The organism is Gordonia sp. 852002-51296_SCH5728562-b (genome assembly GCF_001665475.1).
GTDB classification, from domain to species: domain Bacteria; phylum Actinomycetota; class Actinomycetes; order Mycobacteriales; family Mycobacteriaceae; genus Gordonia; species Gordonia sputi.
This window is the reverse complement of sequence record NZ_LZMI01000087.1, coordinates 18612-35847: the sequence shown is the minus strand read 5'-3', so window position 1 is coordinate 35847 and position 17236 is coordinate 18612. Positions and strand designations below refer to the sequence as shown.

Below are 17236 nucleotides of genomic sequence, written 5' to 3'. Positions count from 1 at the left end.
CCGCGCGACATGGAGACATCGCGCTCAGCGCGAAACTCCTGCCGGTGGACGGCTCGTCATGAGGTCCCACCGCCTTGAAGGAACGATGGAAGATCCCCACCGGGCGGCGCACTGGTAGGTACAGATGTTGTTGGTGCAGAACCGTTTTCGGGAGGCGTGGACGTACTCGTCGGCGCTGTCGATGACGACGATCCGGTTGTGGAATCACTTCCACCCCCCCAGGGGAACGACCCACCGTCGCTGATGCTCGGGTCAGTCGGCAGCACTGTTGTGGTCGGGGCCGACGTGGAACCGCCCAGGAGCCACGGAAGGGTATTGGCGTCCGCTTGCTGCGCAGAGTCGGTACCCTTACCCGCAATGTCTCGGGCGGCGGCAGCAATCCAGTTCGCGACCAGTGTCGTGGGTGGCTGTCCAGTCGGAGTCGCGGCCACTTCGCCATACGATGTGTGTTGCTTTGCGGCGTCCCAGTACTTCAACAGCGACGACACTTCGAACAACTGTGAGTTGGCCGAAAACTCGGCCTTGAAAGCGTCAAAGGCGTTCGAAACCCAACGCTCCTGTGTAGCGGGCGGCACGAGCGTCACTGCGGCCTCACCGAGCTTCGCGCCGAGAATGCCGACGATCGCGAGAGGATTTGCCGCTCCCGCGGTGGCTACCGCAGCGATAGTCGTTGGTGTAGCGACAGTTTGGATCACCGTCTTAACCGCGTTGAACCCAATCGTGCCCACCTTCACGATCGCCGACAGTGCATCGCTCACGTTCGGAAGCGGTGTCCGAGGGTCCGATGCAGTGGCCAGCCGCTGCGAAAGAGTTTGCTGCGGTGAATAACTCAATGACTCGAGATTGTTCTCGGGAGCCTGCACATCTTCGTTGATCACCGGCACGGCCGTCTTGACCGCGGTCATAGCGAGTGCCTGCGCAACAGTGGACAGAGATCCGACCGGATCGTCAGGGTTGAGCTCGGACTGTCCGGCGATGTTCGCTACAACGTGAGCTAGAGGTGCGTCAGTGGGCGCATCGCAGGCCAGATCGCCTGGTGTGCACGCCGACATGTAACGCCCAGCAATAGCTTTGTACGCGTCGTTGTCCACGTCAGCCTGGGGTGCAATGCCGCCGCCTGGGGCCGAAGTGGTCGCGGAGGCAACCACCTTCGACACGTTTGCGCCGCTTGTACCAGGCACGGGATCAGGAGTCTCTTGTCCCGGCTTACCGGGGAACAGCGACGCGCCCTGCGGGCGGCCGGGATCACCGAAGTTTGCTACCAGAGCGAGCTTCTCGGTGTTGATCGCCGTCTTGCCCGCGACAATGTCATTGAGGACGATCCGCACTGCATGAGCACCTTGCGAATACCCAGTCAGGCCGAACTTTGTGTTAGGGCACGAACTCGCTTTGTCCTTGATCCACGCCTCTGCCTTCGAGACTGCGCCGGTGACAGACTGCTCATAAGGCACTGCCGCCCCGGCCACTGCCCCGCCGAATCCGGCGTCATAGGGCACATATGCTCGATCCAGTTCGCCGCGGGCGGCCTGCATTGCAGGGTGGAGTACCTGGGACAGGAACCCCGCGTCCTTCGCCGGATCGGCGTCGGGTGACGACTGCCCGGTGCCCTGGATCGCGTAGACCATCAGACCGGGGCAACCTGACCCCTGACTCGGTGGGGCCGCATGCCCAACCGTGGCGCCCGCTGCAACAAGCACTACTGAGGCGAGCGCGCCGCTCGCTGCCAGGCCTACCCGGCGATAATGCGTGGTCGAACGATACTGACCTAGACTGATCATGGCTCAGCCCCTTCGTGGGTGGTTGGGCGCACATCGGGTTGCTGCGAGACGTTTGACGGCAAATCTGCATCTCGCTGGTTCCCGTTGGTTCGGCCCCGGGGGTGGGACTGTTCGACGGCAATCTGACCGTCCCATCCCCGAGGTTTCGTCTTTACGAAAAGTGCCTTCCGATCGCTGAGGCTTCCTAGTTGGTTGAGTTCGGGCCGCGATACGCCGGCAAGTAGCCGCAGCCTCACCCACGTCGCGGCGAGAACGCAGCGGCCCCCGCTGGACGGGGGATCGCTCGTCGAGCGCGGTGCTAACGCTGTGATCATTGTTCGGGCCTTTTGCTCGGAAGATTAACGGGCCTTTGTATGGAAGGCACACGCCGACGAGCAGACCCCGCGAGCTGCACGTGAGACGCGTAGACTTCGGGACGTCTGACCAGGGGCGGTGACAACCGCACGAGTTGGACATTCACATCGAGGCTCACGGTGTCTGATCAGGGAAAGACGCCAATCTAAATTCTGATCAGATGCCGTGAGTTTCTTTCGGGCTAGGGACTCATTGCACGCTCCTGGTGCAGCGCGACTAGTGGACGCACACACGGTCCAAGACACATGAGCTGCTTGCGACATCTAAGAACACGCCCAAAACCCTCCTCCGTCACGATGCAAAAAGTTGACCCCCAGCTGGGGTCGATCTTGTTGCCGCGACCGAGCTCGGACATCCGGAGCCACGGGAACTTCCACCTTGGCGAGGTGCGCGATTGTGAGGAGATCGTAACACCTCATCCCTATGTCTCAAGCGGAGCGACATTCTGCTCTCACCATAGAGCACTGGCGCCAGCCATGCAATTATTGGGCGCATGTATTCGGCGGAAGTTGGAAGAGGGTCTTATGAGGGCGCGAGACAATGAAGTGCAACGATCGGCCGACTCGGCGACCAACGGACCTGAAGTGGGAGGCAACACTGTGCCCCGTGCCGGTGTCCAAGGCTTTTCAGCTGCGGCGCTACAGCGTGTGATGGCGCGGCAGGGCGTGCGCGCGGATGAGTTAGCGGAACTAGCCGGGGTGTCGCGCCAGAGCGTGTCGGCGTGGCTGAACAGCGTGACTGTTCCCAGCCCAGAGAATCTCGCCACCGTTGCGCAGGTACTTCTAATCGAGATAGCTCAACTTACGCCTGGGGTGGGCGATGTGAAGCTATCTGACTTGCGAGCGTGGGCGGGAAAGTCCCAGACGTCGGCGGCAGCGGAGCTACAGGTCAGTAGAACCAGCCTCGGCGAGCTTGAGCGTGGCCAGCGACGCGACCTTCCCGAGCATCTGGTCGACGCGATGGCCGCGCTTTACCGGGTTGAGCCAGGCGAAGTAGTCAACGCTTGGGAGAACACGCGCAGCGAAAGGGTTGAACATCTCGCTGACCGTTCGGCGGCACGCCGCCGCCGCCAGCGTTAGACGCAACTTATCGTCGTACTCTTGGGTATGTTCAGTCTGAGGTGCGCTCCACGGGGCTAAACCGTCCAATATGCAGCACCTGACCGACGGCGCCGGGGTAGCGTCGGAGTGAAAAGCGTACCTGCGTCCATCCGCCCTGGTTGTTGAGAAGTCGAGCCGCAAAGGGTAACTCAAGGTCGTCCTGGCCAGCCTCAAGAACCTTGCGCGCTCGCGCGAACTCATGCCAGTCGTCAGGATGAACGAGGTTCCCAGGGAGTGCGGACTCATTTGGAAACTGTGGTGCCGACTCGGCAACGTACTCTGGGCGAGGAGAAATCCAGTACATCAGCGCGGGAATGACTTCTCCGCCTTTGTCGCGTCCAACGTCCGTCCGGTAGGCAACCAACACCGCCGGGGGCGCGTCACTGTGCCGCTCGAGGTCGCTTAGCCGAAGGGCGGTTAGAGGCCCGATCACTGGCGGCTGAGTGTCAGTGATGTCGTGGAAGATTCCTCGTACCTCGCTGGCGTCCGGCCCGCAGCCAGACCGCGCGGCCCCCCGCCAGGCCATCAGATGGCTATCATCATGCAACACAGTCAGTGACCCTTGGAAGTGGTCCCGAGTTCCGTCATTAAGACACAATTCGGCTAACTCATTCAGCGAATCGAACTGAACCACTTTTCTGAGGAACTGTCCTGGGTCCCGCACTCCCCCAAACCCTTCGGGCGAACAGGAACTCATCAGGTGGGATTCCAAAGTGTGTCGTGCTGTCAGCGTTTCTATATCCCAATTCACTGCTGCGACAGATCGTTCGGGTGCCGGTGCCTCATCCACATCGCCGATCCACGTCTTGATTGCATAGACGTCATCTTCCCAGCCGAGCACAGGTTTCATGATCACTCGGCGCGGGCCTTGACGTCCGCGCACCTGGACGTCGAGTGGTTCACGATTGTCGCGCACGGTCCCGCAGAGATCCTCAATGACATCAACCCCTTCGCTGCGGGTCAACGATCGAATAGAGGTCCAGTCGCGTTCCTCGCCATCGCGGAAGAGGATCGAAAACGCCGGGGGACGTAGGCTTTCGATCACATACCAAGCGCTCATTGTTTCTCCATCTGACGAGTGCGCGGCCGGACGCTAATGTCGAACTTTTCGGGTCGCAGAGTTCCACGCTCCCTCATACGGAGATCGCCCGCGCCATCCGCAAGTTCCAGATCGTAATGCTGTAGGACCGTGCTCAGGAGGACCGCCGCTTCGTGCAGCGCGAATTGCCTGCCGATGCACGACCGCGGACCGGCTCCCCAGGGGGCGAAGAACCGCCCTGAGCGCGCGGTCACTCTTGCTTCGAGGAATCGCTCGGCTCGGAACGTATCTGCGTCCTCTCCCCAGGCTTCGCGATCACGTTGGGCCGCCAGTGCTAGCACGAACACCGCCCTGCCGGCTGGAACTGAATACTCACCCAGGTCCTGCGTTACTCGCGAGACACGGAAGAAGCCGGGTACAGGAGGCCATAGGCGGAGGCATTCGTTAAGAAATGCCCTGAGCGCGCGATTCTTCGATACTTCGTCATAGCTCGTTCCAAGACTCGCTTCCCGTAGCTGCGCTGCTAGAGCGGGATCCGCAGCCAGATAGTAGAGCGCCACCTCCATGAGCGCAGCTGTGGTCTCATGTCCAGCAACGAGGAATGTCAACACCTGATCGCGAATGTTGTTGTCAGGGAGAGACTCTCCGGTCTTGGGATCGCGGGTGGTGAGCATAAGATCGAGCAGGTCGCTCGTCGAACCAGGACGTTGGGCTTCGGCCTTTCGGCGGCGCTGCACGATCCCGTCGACGTACGCCCGCGCGAGCGCGATGTCCGATTCCCGCTGCCGCTTGGTCGCCAAGCTCCGAGCTGATCCCAAAATGGGCAGGTCATTACTTGTTTCGCTAGCCCAGTCCAGGGTGCGCTCGAGCGCGGCCAAAAATGCACCCGTGGCCGGTACCGGCTCCGACGCGCTGCGATCGTTTCCAAGCACACCAAGAGGCTGCGAGAATCCTGCTCGGCCGATCACCTCTAACGTGGCCGCAGTCATGTCTCTATGGACGTCGGCTGGCTCGCGGGACCATCGGTCGACCAGATCCATCGCCACGCTCGTCATGGCAGAGTGATAGACGCGCATAGCTTCTTGGCTGAACCCGGGGCTCAGTATTGCGCGAGCTTGGGACCATAGCGGATCGCTAGACCTCGCGGTGAATAGTCCCGCCCCAGCAATGTCCCGCAGTTTTGCTGTTGGACCAATAAGGACTCGCCCCCACAACTTTTCATCTGTGCATTGCTGGGCCAATTCTGCACCCGCCACAACGACGAGGCGATCCCGAAGTAGTAGCCGCTGGTAGATAGGGCCGAGGTCTTTCGCGAGCCTCGTCTCGTGCTGAGTCGGCGTACGACGGTCAACAGACCGTATGTCCCCCACCAAGGGGAGCCTGCCCGGTGGGTGCGGTAGCTGGCTTAGCGGCTTCGACATGACATCCAGCTTTGCAGATCGCCCTCGCACTGCTGAACCCCGGCGAACACTTACAAATCCCGGCGAACACTTGCGGCGTGTCAAACGGAATCTGCTTCACGTTCCCGGCAGACTACGAGCTGACCTGATTGGCGTCACGGTTTCAATTCGAAAGTGGGGACGACCTATGCCTCAGCACTACCTCGGTCCACGACGTCAGTACACGGTGCGAACAAGCGTCGAGGTAAACCTCGACGACAGCGCCAGGAGACACGGGTACAGCAGCGTCTCGCGCTGGCTCGCTGATTTGGCGTATACGCAGGTAGGACGGGACGACTTGGCGCTCGGCCCCGACCGGCAAGAGGAGGAGGACAACAGCCAGCTTCGACTGATTGGCTGATTAGACGACGAACGCCCCCGGCGGGAACCGGGGGCGCTCGTGAAGTTGTAGGGGCGAACTCGGGAAAGTTCACTCCCTGATCCCCGAAGGGACAGTCGTGACGGACTGGTCTCAGGGTAGCGCGTACCTGTTGGGCGACGCTACTTCTGATTGCGTGTCGGATCACGAATCTGACACAGATACCTCACTGGTTGGTAGCCGCTGGGTTGATTTGTATCGACTCCTTCTGGCACCAGCCACTGAGGGTTACGCGCTGCGCGCGGTACCTGATGGTGCGCCAGTTCGTGAGGCCTCGGGTGATCCGGCCGACCTCATCACCCAAGCCGAACATGCAGGCGCGGGACAAGCGGTGTGGGCGATCGTCGCTCCTGTGCGACCCGACCTCGTGGTCGTCGACCTCGATCACTGCGCCGATCGCGTGCTTTTCCCGATCCTGAGCACTGGCGACGACGCGGCAGCCCAGGTCGCCTACCTTGCAGCATCCGGATCACCGGACTCGGTACACGTGGCTTTCGCCTGCCCCAGCAAAGCGTCACGTGACTATTTGATCGAGCGCATCCACATCATCCGTACGTGGGAAGGTCTTTCGCCCACCGAGCTCGACCTGCGCACCCCCCACCAATTCCTCCGCCTACCTGGCTCGGCACCACTGAAGCCAGGTGGCGGCTGGTGCTATCCCATCGACGAGGCCGGTGCCCGTATAACGGCCACAGCGGCCACCATGCGTGCCGACCGCGCGATCCGAGAACTACCCACGCTGCTCACCACAGCGCCTGCCGTCGTCAAAGTTGAGAGCCGGAAGAAGCGGGGGGCAGTCAAGTCTCCACAGCCACGAGTTTCCACCGCTACCCTCGACGAACTCCCCCGCATCGCGGATGACGCTGCCGGCGATGACGTCCACGATGCGGCGGGAGCTGTTGACCAGCCTCGGGCGTGGCGGCCGCGGCGGCCGTTCACCGCCCAGCAGTGGGCCATCCTGCACCACTCCCCTAGCGAGGGCTACCGATCTCACGCGGCCACCGCCGCTGCGTGGGTGCTGTGGCAGTACGGGCTACGTAGCTGGCGTCGCGCATCAGCCTGGTATCGCACCTGCCCCGCGTTCGTGAAATTCGCCGCCCGCGACGACGGTGGGCGCGCGCATTGGGAATCGATCAAAGCCGCCGCTACTGCCTACCGGCCCCATGACCCTGCGGGTGACGACCTGATCCGTACAGTCCTCACCGAAATCTCGTCCTGGGATGACTCCACACTTGTGGCTGCGGCCTACGCAGTCATCGCGCACCGTTTCGACGACGGCTACGGCACTGACCACCGGCCGATTGCCTGGCGCGACGTGGCGCTCTGGCTCAACGTCAGCCACGCCACCGCAGGCAGACGCATCAAGGCACTCGTCGACCGCGGACTCCTTGCAATCAGCAAACCGCACGACCGAGCCACCGCTCCCCACGCAGCCACCTGCTACAGCCTCAGTACCCCACATCCGATTTACCGCACGGATGTGCACCATGACCTCACACAGAGGGGGCGGAAGCTGGCCCACCCGATCCTCCACCGGATCTGGGGCACCCTCGGCCACCCCACCTGGTCCATCTGGACCCACCTACCCGCCCATGGCCCCGGCACGACGACCTCCGAGCTCAGTGCTAAATCCGGGCTGCCCCCCGGCACCCTGAGCCACGGAGTGCGCCGCGCGCTGGCGCTGCTTGAGCAGAGTGGTCTGGCAGTGCGTATGGGGCAAGGGCGCGGGACCCGATGGTTGCGTGGTCCTCAGAGCCTTGCTGGGGCGTCAGATTTGTGCGGCGCTACCGCGCACAGCACCCAGCTTGCTTGGACCATTACGGGCGAACGAGAAGCATGGCATGCGCCGACTGTGCGCCAGAGCATGTCTATCAGGCAACGACTGCGACGCGGAGCGCGTGGATCACGGAGACCAGGGGCACCCGTGCGACCTGCCCATACAGTGAGATTGCGGCGGAACTTGACCGCAAGTCGAGTAGCAGGGCGTTCCGCGACTATCCCCCGCGAAGACAACGTGCCTCCGTGATGCTCGATGGACTACTGCGGTTCAAACATTGTTCTGTTTTGACACGGGAGCGTTCTAGCGTAAGAACGTTACTCCGAAAGAGCGCTCGTGTGTTTTTACTGTTGTGCGTTCGTACGTTGTGCTACTCTTCATCTCTAGCGATGAAGAGTAGAATGGCTGTACGGTTTAAACGCTCGAATGTCAGAGCGTCAAAACTGTAGAACTTCAAAACGTTTTCAAGTTCTGACCTATGAACAGACGAACGTTTCGACCTACGAGCGCATGAATGTTTAAACGTTCTGACCCCAGCACGTAACAACGTTATTGTGTTCGTGTTGTCCTACTTTAGAAATTCTGAACATCGGAACATTATTGCTGTATAGCGTTCAAGCGTTTGAAAGGATGGAATTCTGATGGCGAAGATCTTGGTCAGCCACTCACGTAAGGGCGGAGTGGGGAAGAGCACCTTGTCGTATGAGCTCGCGTACCGACTGGATGCGGTGCTCGTCGACCTTGAGCATGATCGCGGGGGAGTGACGGCGAAGTGGGGTTATCGCCCGCAGGACAAGTTGCGGATTCCCATACTCGACGCGGTGGAGAACGGCAGGACGCCAAGACCGCTCAAAGGGTTCAGGAAACCTCGGCTGGTTCCCGGCCATCCTCTGTTGGCGACGGAGGCCCCGTCGGGTGAGGTCATGGCTGATGCACTGATGAAGTGGGCGGATGAGTGGGACACCGAATGGGTTGTCGTCGATACCCATCCCGGCGCAGCTGAACACACCCATGGCGCGTTGTCCGTCGCTGACGTCGTGGTGGCTCCGACGACTCTGAACCTGCTCGACCTGGAGGGGCTGAGCCAACTCGCCGACGACATGAGTGACTACCCGGTAGTGGTCATCCCCAACAAGGTGCCGCCGACGCCGCCAGCTAACGGGTTGGCCACCCTCGAACGCATCGTCGCAGGCACACCGATCCAGGTGGGTCTCCCGATCCCAAGCGCTACCGCGGTCGGCCAGCGAACCAAGCGCATCGCCATCTCGTCCGAAGATCCACCTGCCAAGGCACTCATTCCGTTCGCGGAGGCCATCGACGCCAACGCCAAGTTTGTGAAGGAGTACACGAAATGAGCAACGGGCTCGACGTCATGAAGAACGCGCGAGGGAAGTCCAAGCGGACACCACCCGCTATGCCTCCGCCGCGCAACAAAGCCCGCGTCGCACCAGTCGACGTCGATGAGGTGACCTCGCCGCCGCCGGCCGATAGGGGAGCGACCGACCAGACGCCGAGAGAGCGTCACAAGCCCCCCGCGGCCGAGGCAAGCCCGCCTTCGGCGCCTGCGCAGCCCGCCGTGGCGCAGTCTGCATCATCCAGCGACCCTCGCCCACTCCTGCGGAACACGGTGTACCTCAACGAAGCTGAGGACGACTTTCTCCAATCGGTGACGGCCGCAGGACGTCGCGGCACCCCCAAGGTGACCTCAGCCGCCGCCATCATCCGTTTCGCAGTGCGGCATCTCGAGAACTCGATGACACCTCAAGAGATTGTGGACGCCATCCGCGCTGCCGCACCCGCCGATGCACGACCAGGCCGCCACGTTCTCTAGAACAAGTGCGTTCTAGCGTAAGAACATCAGAACGTCAGGCAACTTCCAAGATAAGAGCGGTCCTGGCGGCGTTTGCCCCGCCACCAGGACCTTCGACCACAGATTGGACCTGTGACCGATGCCCCATGCTACGCACTCTCGATTCTCAGGCGCTGTGCTGCGAGCCGCAGGGCTTAACGCACTTATTGCGCTCGCAGCAGCCATCCTGAGCTTCCACGCTCTCTTCGATCTTGGCCGGATGACCGGGGTCTTTCCCGGCTGGCTGCCGCTTCTACTCCCGGTCGTCGTCGACGTCTTCATTCTCCAGTCGAGCTTGTCGCTTGTCGTGGCCGCTGCTCATGCGCGTGCGGACCGTCGCTATCACTGGACGATCCTGACAATCTCGTCGACGGTGAGCGTGGTGCTCAACGCCTACCACGCGCTCGTCGTCAACGTCGGCGAGTTACCGGAGTTGGTGTCAGCAGGCATCGCGATCATCCCCCCGCTAGCGCTGCTGGCAAGCACCCATGGGCTGATCGTGCACCTGTCTCGGCAATCCCCGGCGACGCACGCGCACGATAAGGGAGAAGCGTTGTCTAGCAATGGCTTATCACGCGCGGAGGAGCTCAACGACGTTGAGCGGGGACGCACATCGGATGAGCACACGCCGCTAGACGGCACGGACGTGACCACCGATGTGGACCCCGACGCGCATGCCATGAGCCAGCGCGTACCCACGAGCGAGGTCGAGGTGTCCGACGAGCACATGGCGTTGGCACGCGCTGTTCGGAGCGCTGCTCGAGTTACAAAGACCGAGCACGAAGTCGCGCGCGTGATCGCGCTGTGGGACGCGGGATACAACTCTCGCGAGATCGCCGAACTCCACCCGTGGGTAGCTGTCCGGCAAACCATCGATCGCTGGCTAAGGTGTGCACGTGAGATCCGCGAGCGCGAAGGACTGGTACGTTCCGACGCCGACCTCGCGATGTCGCCGCCGTAGACTCCGACGATTGGCTGGGTCTGTGTCGCACCAACGACATAACATGCACACAACCGATCGATCCGAGTGAAAATGTGGTGGTCACCTTGAACGAGTGGCGCAGCGGCCGGGAACCCTCGCCGCCTGGTGCCGATTCGTATCTGGTCACCATTCAGCGGCTCACTAGCTCACTCAACCGACTCACGGCCATCAGTGAACATCTCGATCACGAAAACAAGCAGCTGAAAGCGCAAGCTGGGCGCCGTTCGATCGACGACTGGTTCGCCTACGCAATCCGAGACCTCGCAACACGGCAAATCACCGCCTACCAAGACAGCGTTATCCGCGTCGACGACAACAGTGCCGCCCATCGCCGTGGCCAGGCCGCGGCGATGGGGGAGCGCATGCGTTCGTTCATCATCGGCGCTGACACCTGCGCCGATGGCCGCGACAGGCTACTGGTATGGATCACACAAGAGCACGTCGACTGGGAGCAACGCGCTGGCGAAATTGTCGGTCTCTCCGACGACTCAGATCAACGTCAGCCGCACACACGCGCAGGCTGGGTGAGCGAAGTCGCCCTCCACCTTCAGGCTCTCACCGAACTGGAGAACCTCGTCCTCGGCGGCGTTCCCACCGCGAGATAGCCGCGCCCCAGCATCTAGTTCAGGCGTCTTGTCAGACCCTCCCCGTAGCAGCAGATGCTCAACCAGCGGCTCGTGCGTGACGGCTATGCCCGAGAGTACGACTACCGCGACCAGCCCTACACATACCGCACGCAGTTCCGCATGGCCCAGAACCAAGCCGCTCAGCACCACTACGGGCTATGGGGAGAATGCTCCAGGAACTGAGGCCCCCGCAGGCGCGGCCCAGATTGGTTTCCGGCTCCCGAACTAGCCTCTCTCCGCGAGATCCAGACTAGGGGGCGTGCTGCGTGTCGACATCGGTGACGACGGCACCGTGGGTAGGCGCTTCTCGTACCACCTCGTCGCCAGCCTGCCATGGCGTTGCATGCGTGATGGGCCACGGTCGGTCATCAAACTTCACGGTGATACTCCAACCACACGACAAACTGTCGTCGCGGGCCACCGCGAGGACGTCATACTCATGCCCGCTGTATGCCGAACGGTACCGGCCACCCAAGGCTCGCGGACCAATCTCGCTCTCGACGTGATCGCCGTCAACACCTTTCACCTCCTGATTGGTGAAAGCGTCATTCATGGTGTGCTTCTCCTTGTGGGTTATGGCGCTAGCCTGACACTTCGTCTCGTTTTCAGAGCTCGTAGGTTTCGTGGACCAACGGTCTAACGCTCAGCTCGTAGACACAGGGATCGTCGTGCTCGTCGTGGTCTACGGGGAAAATGGTGAGTCTCACCGACCCCGGATGGGCCGAGATTGTTGCATCGATAAGTGAGCGGGTTGGGTGTTCGCTCACTGAGGATCGAACCAGGTGAGCCAGGGAATCGACGGTGAAGTTTGAGAATGTGTGCCCACTATTTTCCTGAAGGTCTTCGAGTGCCTGAGCGAGGACTTCGCGGTCTTCGGTGAGCGAGGCTGCGACCCGTGCGCCTTCCCATCGTGGAACTTTCGTATGAAAGAACGCGACAGCCTGTCTGTATCCGGTCGATTGGCAGCTTTCAAAAATCACTGAATCTCTTCTCTCGTACGTCTCGCGGACGCTGGGGTACTACTCTCGCTTACGTTTTCGAGGATTCGCGGCGAACCACGACCGGGAAGATTTCGGGCGTAACGGGCAAGTTCAGGACCCACCCGTTGCGAGCGCCTGAGGATCGCGGCCGCGATCAGCCCCTCGGCTAGGAGCGCTCCGATCGCGACGATCGCCGCGAACCACTGTGGATCGATCGATCGCAGGATGACCGAGCCGGTTACGGTAAAGACGACCACTACAACGGCCGCGAAAAGCCAGTCCCTACCTTGCGCCCTCTGCCGTTCCGAGTTGTTAGGCATAGTCCGTATTCCCCCTGCGCTAATAGTTCGTACCTATTGCGGACGCCGGACATAGGGCGTGACGAGTCTGGCTGGCTGCGACAGCCGGACCAGCTCCTCGATGTACTTTCGCTCCCATTCCGCGCGGGCGGACTCAGAAAGCTCTCGGTAATAGTCGGCGGCGCCCCACGAGAGCACTGGTCCTGCCTCACCTGCGGTCGCCGCCGCGTCTCGCGCTTCCTCGATCGCATCGAACGCCTTCACCTTTGCTCTCCTTACCTTTTCCGGATGTCTGGGGTGCTGATCAGCGCCAGACTCTCCACCAGGGGCGCAGCTCTGGATCGAATTTGCGTTTGGTTTTGGTGCTCAGCTCGGCGAACTCCGCGACGATGGCGGGAAGCTCGGATTTGGGTGCCGTTAGCGCGCGGGCTTCGAGGTGCTGGAGCTGCTCGACGAGAAGATTGGGTTGTATCCGGTCACGCCAGTGGTCGGTGTCGCGGAGTTTGCGCTCGCGGCGGATAGCGTCGGCGAGCGTGACTGCGGCTGGGTTAGACGCCATGTCCTGTTCTCCTTGTGGCTCGGCGGTCGTACGTTTCGTGTATTGGATGATGCCGGTAACGATGAGCGAGGCGACTTCGCGATCCGAACTCACCGCGGTTCTCGGGATACGCGATCCCGAGGTGGTCAATCTCGATCGTGCGTCCATCGTCGTGGGTGAACGTGATGACGGTTTCCGTGTTGTCGTTCATAGGGTTTCGTCTCTCGTACGGTTACTGGACCGTCAGTCCCTGCGATGTGAGAGGCGAATTGCCGAGGCTTGCGATAACCCACTGAGCATCGAGTTTGCGAAGGACAATGGGGTAGACGTACTGCTCCTCGCCGACCTGCCAGGTTTCACCATCTGCCAACTTGGCCTTGTCGACGACGTGGATCAACATGAGTTCGTCTGCCAACGGTCGGCGCGTGGCTCCGATTCCCCAATGTTCTGGGTCCGGAAACGCTTCCCTCAAGCCCCGAACATGAACTCGCTCGAAGTGCTCCCACAGCGGGCGTTTTCCGGCCGGGAGATCGACGATGCCTATTGCGCTCGCACGCAGGTCGTGTCCGTGTTCGCGTAGCTGTTCTGCGTTGTCTTCGACCCACTGCCATGCGAGCTGGGCGCGCAGTGGGAGGTCGACGAGGTGCCAAACTGATTGAAGATCACCGTTCACTACGGCGGGAACTAGGAAGGCCCAGGCCGCTTGCACCACCGCCACCTGCTCCACCAGTGCGTCATATCGGCCTGCGTCAGAGTTCTCTAACGAAGCGAACTCAGCAGGCGATTCCGGTAAGCCGCCCTCCTCGGGAGAACTCGGTGGAGGATTCTCGCCACTGGTCATTTCTAAATCCCTCCTTGTGGGTACGGTTATCGGATGGCTCGAAGGTTCGACTGAGTCCGAACTCTGACGGGGAAGATGTCAGGCGTTACGTTCAAGTTGAGTACCCACCCGTTGCGAGAACACGATGCGCGGAGAATGAGCTCACCTGTGGGAATGCCCTCGCGGTACTGCTCATCGAGGGGGGTTGTGTCGAATCGACATGGACTATGGCGCGGCTGAACCTGGCGTGGCCCCCACGCGAGCAGTTCGTCGTTCATGGCGAGCTCGTGGAGCCCTTCGACGGACTCGATTAAGCGCTCGTCTGCCTCGATCTCATTCACGGTGAGTTCTCCTTACGTTCAGTGGACTTCGGTCTCGATCGCGCGAACCGCGACGAGTAGCCAGCCTTGCCCTGTGACGATGGGGGACCGGTCATGGCGTGATTGTCCCAGGGTGGTGTGACAGGTGGTCGGCGATTTCGACACCAGCGATGGTTTGAGTGATCGTGAGAGCAGCTTGGGCGGCGCGGCGAGCGTCAGCGATCCAGTGCTGGGCGTCGAGCCCGTCGAGGCCGGTGGTGTATTCGATGTCTCCCAGGCCGCGGATGCGTTCGACGCGGGCGGTGGCGTCCTCGAGGTGAACGACTGCTTTGCCGAGGGTCGCGGCGATGTCACCGCGCGCTCGGGCGATGTTCCACGCGGTCTCGCCGGGGGAGAGGTTGTCGCCGTCGTTGTCGTCGGCGATGGTGTGGTGTGTCATGGCATGTCACCTCACGGTGCTTGTTGAGTGGGTGGGGTCGTGCTGCCAGTCGGTGGCCTGGGGTCGGGGTTGGCCGAGTGCGCCGTGCTGATTCTGGCGGATCAGGAGGCCAGCGGCGATCGCAATGCCGGTCAGGGTGCCTGCTAGAGCGCAGCCGAGGGCTTCCACACGCCACATCACTGGCTCCGTGGTGGGGTGGTGAATTCGACCAGGCGCAGCCGGAATCCGCGCCCGTAGGGGGTGCTCGGGTTGCGGGCGTATCGGGCGAGGACCCAGGCGGCGGTTGCGGTCCGTCCTGCTGGGTTGACCGATCGGATGGTGTGATCGGCGTACAGGTATCCGGCAGTCTCGTCGGACAAGGTGCGCGCGCGATGAGTGGCAGAATGAGACATTGATCGGAGCTCCTATCTCTGATCGTTGGGTGTGTCGGTGCAGCAACACCGGCACACCCCTCTTGTTTTTGGGCTACTGCTGTCTGTCGAGGAACAAGCGGGCGGCTGCGTTCTTGGCGACAGTGCGGGCGTCTTCGGCGGCGTCGAGGTAGCGCCGCATGGCGGTGAGCGCTTCAGTGACCTGGGCGATGCATTCAGCGGGTGTCGTCTCCGCGCCGAGGGTGTCGACCGCGAGGTCGTCGCGGTTTGCGAGGGCGCGGTACTCACGTTCGATGTCGACGGTCCTTCTCTGGACTGACAGTATGACGTCGTAGAGCTGGTTGACCGGCTCATCCAATGTGCTCACTGTTGACCTGTCCGTTCTGCCGTTGTGGCGGTTGGCGGTGTGGTGTCCAGCGCTGATTGCGGCTCGTCACGTCCATAGAGGAGTGGCGCAAGAGGCTCGCGCGGTAGACCGAACTGTTCACGCAGCGCCCGTTCACGCGGACGACACAGATCTTCCGCGAGCTTTCGTCGGGTTGCGTCGATAGAAGCCTGAGCACGTGCTACGGCCTCCGTACGATCCTCGTAGGCCAGGCCGCGTAGCTGGCGTGTTCGTTGTTTACCGCCCGCCGAGTACTTGATGATCGGAACATATGGGAACTGAGGGTTCCGGCCGCGCTTTGCCGCGGTGGCGGTCCCTAGATCGAGGTTTGCCACGACCCGATCAACGGCATCACCGATCGCAGCCCGAATCGCCATCGTCCTGTGACGGTCGCGCTCTGCCATCTGCTCAAGAAGGGTCAGCGGCGCATCCATAGTCGGAACTATACAACGGTCCGTTGTAGTCCCGCAACGGTCTGTTGTAAAGTCTTGGATCGTGCAGGAGTACCTCGACTTGGCCGACATCGCCCGTGCATGGGGTGTGCATTCCGGCACTGTGCGTCGGTACTTTCATGAAGGTCGGTTACCAGCACCGGATGCGGTCGTGGGAACAGGAAGTGGCAAGCGGTACGGCTGGCTGCCAGCAACGGTGGCAGCGATCAACCGAACCGGACAGGGCGCTCGATCGGACCTATTGGGGCGCTGAAAACGAGCCTGCTGTAATCCCTGGCATGTCTACGCTCGCCACCATCATGTTCGCGGCGCTATTCACGTCGGCGGCGGTCCAGCTCTACCGCGACGGCCTGGACCGCGACGACCGGATCACCGCCTACGGCACCAGCGGCATCGTCGCGTTCTTCGTTTTCTGCATGGTTGCCAGTCTGTTTTAACCGCGACGCGGGTGGGGCCGGGTGGTACCCAAGAAGGCGGCTGTAGCCGCGACCAGGGTGGCGTCGACGGACGACAGTCCGAACACACCTGTCGGGGTAGCGTCCGCCGCTGCGATGGTGGTGTTCACGGGCTGATTATCGGGCACCGTGCCTGATTCGCAGGATCACGCGCTTAGTGGTCTGGTTGGCGGCAACGTACCCCGACACTCCTTCGTGCCGAAAAGCCGAGCGTGTGGCGGCGGAGGCCGCTAGATCACGCGACTAGTAGGGTCCTCACGCTGGGAGGCTAGATAGTTGGCGATCGAGTCGAGGGTACGTGGGCGGGGGGTTTGCCACGCCGCTTTGAGTCGGGAGGACTCAGACGGGCTTAGGGGACGGTCTAGCAGTGCACTGACGATCCGTGAAACAGCCACGATGCCGTCGAGTGAGATTGTGTCCCCCGGTGGGGGATCGTCGAGGTAGCCGCATTCGGCCAGAGCCGTTTCAAGGACGAGCGTGTACGGGACGTCGATCGCGGCAGCGACGGATTCCAGACGTTCACGTGTCGGCAGTGCTCGCAACCCTTCGCGCCGCCATAGATTCAGATTCATCCGGCTCATGCCGAGACGTTCAGCAGTAGCCACGTCGGTCAGCCCGCGTCGTTGTTTGTACTCGTCGACGAGGCCGGCGAGGGAAGCTCCCACATGTGATGTCACAAGTCTCATGTTGCTGTCACTGGAGACAAGTGTCAAGATATGCGTTACCTGTAGACGTAAACCCCTACTTTACGTAATCAATATTATCGGCTAAACATATGGCTAGTTTCTGGCCAGTCTAGCGGCTAGGCTGAATGCATGACGACAGTGCCTTTCGGCGAAGCCAAGGATGGCACG

At 61.6% G+C, this 17236-nt stretch carries 20 protein-coding genes; 8 read left to right on the top strand and 12 right to left on the bottom strand.

Features of this window, described 5'->3' with window-relative positions:
• Positions 1–56: 56 nt before the first annotated feature.
• Positions 57–1625, bottom strand: a complete 1569-nt coding sequence (locus A5766_RS16125) for a cutinase family protein (protein WP_064905444.1) — start codon at positions 1623–1625, stop codon at positions 57–59.
• Between the two features lie 752 nt (positions 1626–2377).
• Here A5766_RS16125 and A5766_RS16120 point away from each other — a divergent pair.
• On the top strand, positions 2378–3211 hold the full coding sequence (locus A5766_RS16120; protein WP_331710688.1) for a helix-turn-helix transcriptional regulator: 834 nt from the start codon (positions 2378–2380) through the stop codon (positions 3209–3211).
• Between the two features lie 31 nt (positions 3212–3242).
• On the opposite strand, the gene A5766_RS16115 is transcribed toward A5766_RS16120, so the two are convergent.
• Both A5766_RS16115 and A5766_RS16110 read right to left on the bottom strand, forming a co-directional pair.
• Complete coding sequence (locus tag A5766_RS16115) at positions 3243–4292, bottom strand: GAF domain-containing protein (protein ID WP_064905442.1); 1050 nt, start codon at positions 4290–4292, stop codon at positions 3243–3245.
• Positions 4289–5692: a cytochrome P450 gene (locus A5766_RS16110; RefSeq protein ID WP_064905439.1), complete on the bottom strand. Its 1404-nt coding sequence runs from the start codon at positions 5690–5692 to the stop codon at positions 4289–4291. Before A5766_RS16110 ends, A5766_RS16115 begins: the two co-directional genes overlap by 4 nt.
• 590 nt (positions 5693–6282) lie before the next feature.
• Here A5766_RS16110 and A5766_RS16095 point away from each other — a divergent pair.
• The 6 genes from A5766_RS16095 (at position 6283) to A5766_RS25540 (ending at position 11506) form a co-directional block, all read left to right on the top strand.
• Positions 6283–8115 carry a hypothetical protein gene (locus A5766_RS16095; RefSeq protein ID WP_156527479.1) on the top strand — a complete coding sequence of 611 codons (1833 nt, stop codon included), beginning with the start codon at positions 6283–6285 and terminating at the stop codon, positions 8113–8115.
• Between the two features lie 392 nt (positions 8116–8507).
• Entirely contained in the window at positions 8508–9221 is a 714-nt protein-coding gene (locus A5766_RS16090; RefSeq protein WP_064905431.1) for a ParA family protein, read from the top strand.
• A complete protein-coding gene (locus tag A5766_RS16085) occupies positions 9218–9697 on the top strand; it encodes a hypothetical protein (RefSeq protein WP_064905429.1) in 480 nt (159 codons plus the stop codon). The genes A5766_RS16090 and A5766_RS16085 overlap by 4 nt, the downstream gene beginning before the upstream one ends.
• Before the next feature lie 154 nt (positions 9698–9851).
• Positions 9852–10676 carry a DUF2637 domain-containing protein gene (locus tag A5766_RS16080; RefSeq protein WP_197501498.1) on the top strand — a complete coding sequence of 275 codons (825 nt, stop codon included), beginning with the start codon at positions 9852–9854 and terminating at the stop codon, positions 10674–10676.
• A gap of 77 nt (positions 10677–10753) precedes the next feature.
• Positions 10754–11302: a hypothetical protein gene (locus A5766_RS16075; protein WP_156527478.1), complete on the top strand. Its 549-nt coding sequence runs from the start codon at positions 10754–10756 to the stop codon at positions 11300–11302.
• A gap of 54 nt (positions 11303–11356) precedes the next feature.
• On the top strand, positions 11357–11506 hold the full coding sequence (locus A5766_RS25540) for a thermonuclease family protein (protein ID WP_082965542.1): 150 nt from the start codon (positions 11357–11359) through the stop codon (positions 11504–11506).
• A gap of 67 nt (positions 11507–11573) precedes the next feature.
• On the opposite strand, the gene A5766_RS16070 is transcribed toward A5766_RS25540, so the two are convergent.
• The 8 genes from A5766_RS16070 to A5766_RS16035 all read right to left on the bottom strand — a co-directional run bounded on the left by A5766_RS16070 (position 11574) and on the right by A5766_RS16035 (position 15909).
• The gene (locus tag A5766_RS16070) at positions 11574–11876 is read right to left on the bottom strand and encodes a hypothetical protein (protein WP_156527477.1); all 303 of its coding nucleotides are present in this window, start codon (positions 11874–11876) and stop codon (positions 11574–11576) included.
• 780 nt (positions 11877–12656) lie between these two features.
• Positions 12657–12866, bottom strand: a complete 210-nt coding sequence (locus tag A5766_RS16065; RefSeq protein ID WP_064905421.1) for a hypothetical protein — start codon at positions 12864–12866, stop codon at positions 12657–12659.
• Positions 12867–12906: 40 nt separating this feature from the next.
• On the bottom strand, positions 12907–13161 hold the full coding sequence (locus tag A5766_RS24455) for a hypothetical protein (RefSeq protein ID WP_156527476.1): 255 nt from the start codon (positions 13159–13161) through the stop codon (positions 12907–12909).
• Positions 13162–13372: 211 nt separating this feature from the next.
• Positions 13373–13981, bottom strand: coding sequence for a hypothetical protein (locus tag A5766_RS16055; protein WP_156527475.1), 609 nt, complete (start codon positions 13979–13981; stop codon positions 13373–13375).
• Positions 13982–14392: 411 nt separating this feature from the next.
• Entirely contained in the window at positions 14393–14719 is a 327-nt protein-coding gene (locus A5766_RS16050) for a hypothetical protein (protein WP_064905414.1), read from the bottom strand.
• Positions 14720–14895: 176 nt separating this feature from the next.
• On the bottom strand, positions 14896–15111 hold the full coding sequence (locus A5766_RS16045) for a hypothetical protein (RefSeq protein WP_064905413.1): 216 nt from the start codon (positions 15109–15111) through the stop codon (positions 14896–14898).
• Between the two features lie 73 nt (positions 15112–15184).
• Positions 15185–15457, bottom strand: coding sequence for a hypothetical protein (locus tag A5766_RS16040; RefSeq protein WP_064905411.1), 273 nt, complete (start codon positions 15455–15457; stop codon positions 15185–15187).
• Positions 15454–15909, bottom strand: coding sequence for a hypothetical protein (locus tag A5766_RS16035; protein ID WP_064905409.1), 456 nt, complete (start codon positions 15907–15909; stop codon positions 15454–15456). The genes A5766_RS16040 and A5766_RS16035 overlap by 4 nt, the downstream gene beginning before the upstream one ends.
• Before the next feature lie 137 nt (positions 15910–16046).
• Between A5766_RS16035 and A5766_RS24450 the strand changes: the two genes are divergently transcribed.
• Positions 16047–16364 (top strand): hypothetical protein, encoded by a 318-nt coding sequence (locus tag A5766_RS24450; protein ID WP_156527474.1) that lies wholly within the window; start codon positions 16047–16049, stop codon positions 16362–16364.
• 248 nt (positions 16365–16612) lie between these two features.
• Here A5766_RS24450 and A5766_RS24725 read toward each other — a convergent pair whose 3' ends face one another.
• Positions 16613–17059 carry a helix-turn-helix domain-containing protein gene (locus tag A5766_RS24725; RefSeq protein ID WP_197501492.1) on the bottom strand — a complete coding sequence of 149 codons (447 nt, stop codon included), beginning with the start codon at positions 17057–17059 and terminating at the stop codon, positions 16613–16615.
• Between the last annotated feature and the right edge of the window lie 177 nt (positions 17060–17236).

Bases quoted from the DNA above. Each gene is read 5' to 3' on its own strand.
- A5766_RS16125 (WP_064905444.1), bottom strand. From the start codon at position 1,625: ATGGTCTACGCGATCCAGGGCACCGGGCAGTCGTCACCCGACGCCGAT.
- A5766_RS16070 (WP_156527477.1), bottom strand. From the start codon at position 11,876: ATGAATGACGCTTTCACCAATCAGGAGGTGAAAGGTGTTGACGGCGAT.
- A5766_RS16110 (WP_064905439.1), bottom strand. From the start codon at position 5,692: ATGTCGAAGCCGCTAAGCCAGCTACCGCACCCACCGGGCAGGCTCCCC.
- A5766_RS24450 (WP_156527474.1), top strand. From the start codon at position 16,047: ATGAAGGTCGGTTACCAGCACCGGATGCGGTCGTGGGAACAGGAAGTG.
- A5766_RS24455 (WP_156527476.1), bottom strand. From the start codon at position 13,161: ATGGCGTCTAACCCAGCCGCAGTCACGCTCGCCGACGCTATCCGCCGC.
- A5766_RS25540 (WP_082965542.1), top strand. From the start codon at position 11,357: ATGCTCAACCAGCGGCTCGTGCGTGACGGCTATGCCCGAGAGTACGAC.
- A5766_RS16120 (WP_331710688.1), top strand. From the start codon at position 2,378: ATGAGCTGCTTGCGACATCTAAGAACACGCCCAAAACCCTCCTCCGTC.
- A5766_RS16035 (WP_064905409.1), bottom strand. From the start codon at position 15,909: ATGGATGCGCCGCTGACCCTTCTTGAGCAGATGGCAGAGCGCGACCGT.
- A5766_RS16050 (WP_064905414.1), bottom strand. From the start codon at position 14,719: ATGACACACCACACCATCGCCGACGACAACGACGGCGACAACCTCTCC.
- A5766_RS16055 (WP_156527475.1), bottom strand. From the start codon at position 13,981: ATGACCAGTGGCGAGAATCCTCCACCGAGTTCTCCCGAGGAGGGCGGC.
- A5766_RS16085 (WP_064905429.1), top strand. From the start codon at position 9,218: ATGAGCAACGGGCTCGACGTCATGAAGAACGCGCGAGGGAAGTCCAAG.
- A5766_RS16090 (WP_064905431.1), top strand. From the start codon at position 8,508: ATGGCGAAGATCTTGGTCAGCCACTCACGTAAGGGCGGAGTGGGGAAG.
- A5766_RS16045 (WP_064905413.1), bottom strand. From the start codon at position 15,111: ATGTCTCATTCTGCCACTCATCGCGCGCGCACCTTGTCCGACGAGACT.
- A5766_RS16115 (WP_064905442.1), bottom strand. From the start codon at position 4,292: ATGAGCGCTTGGTATGTGATCGAAAGCCTACGTCCCCCGGCGTTTTCG.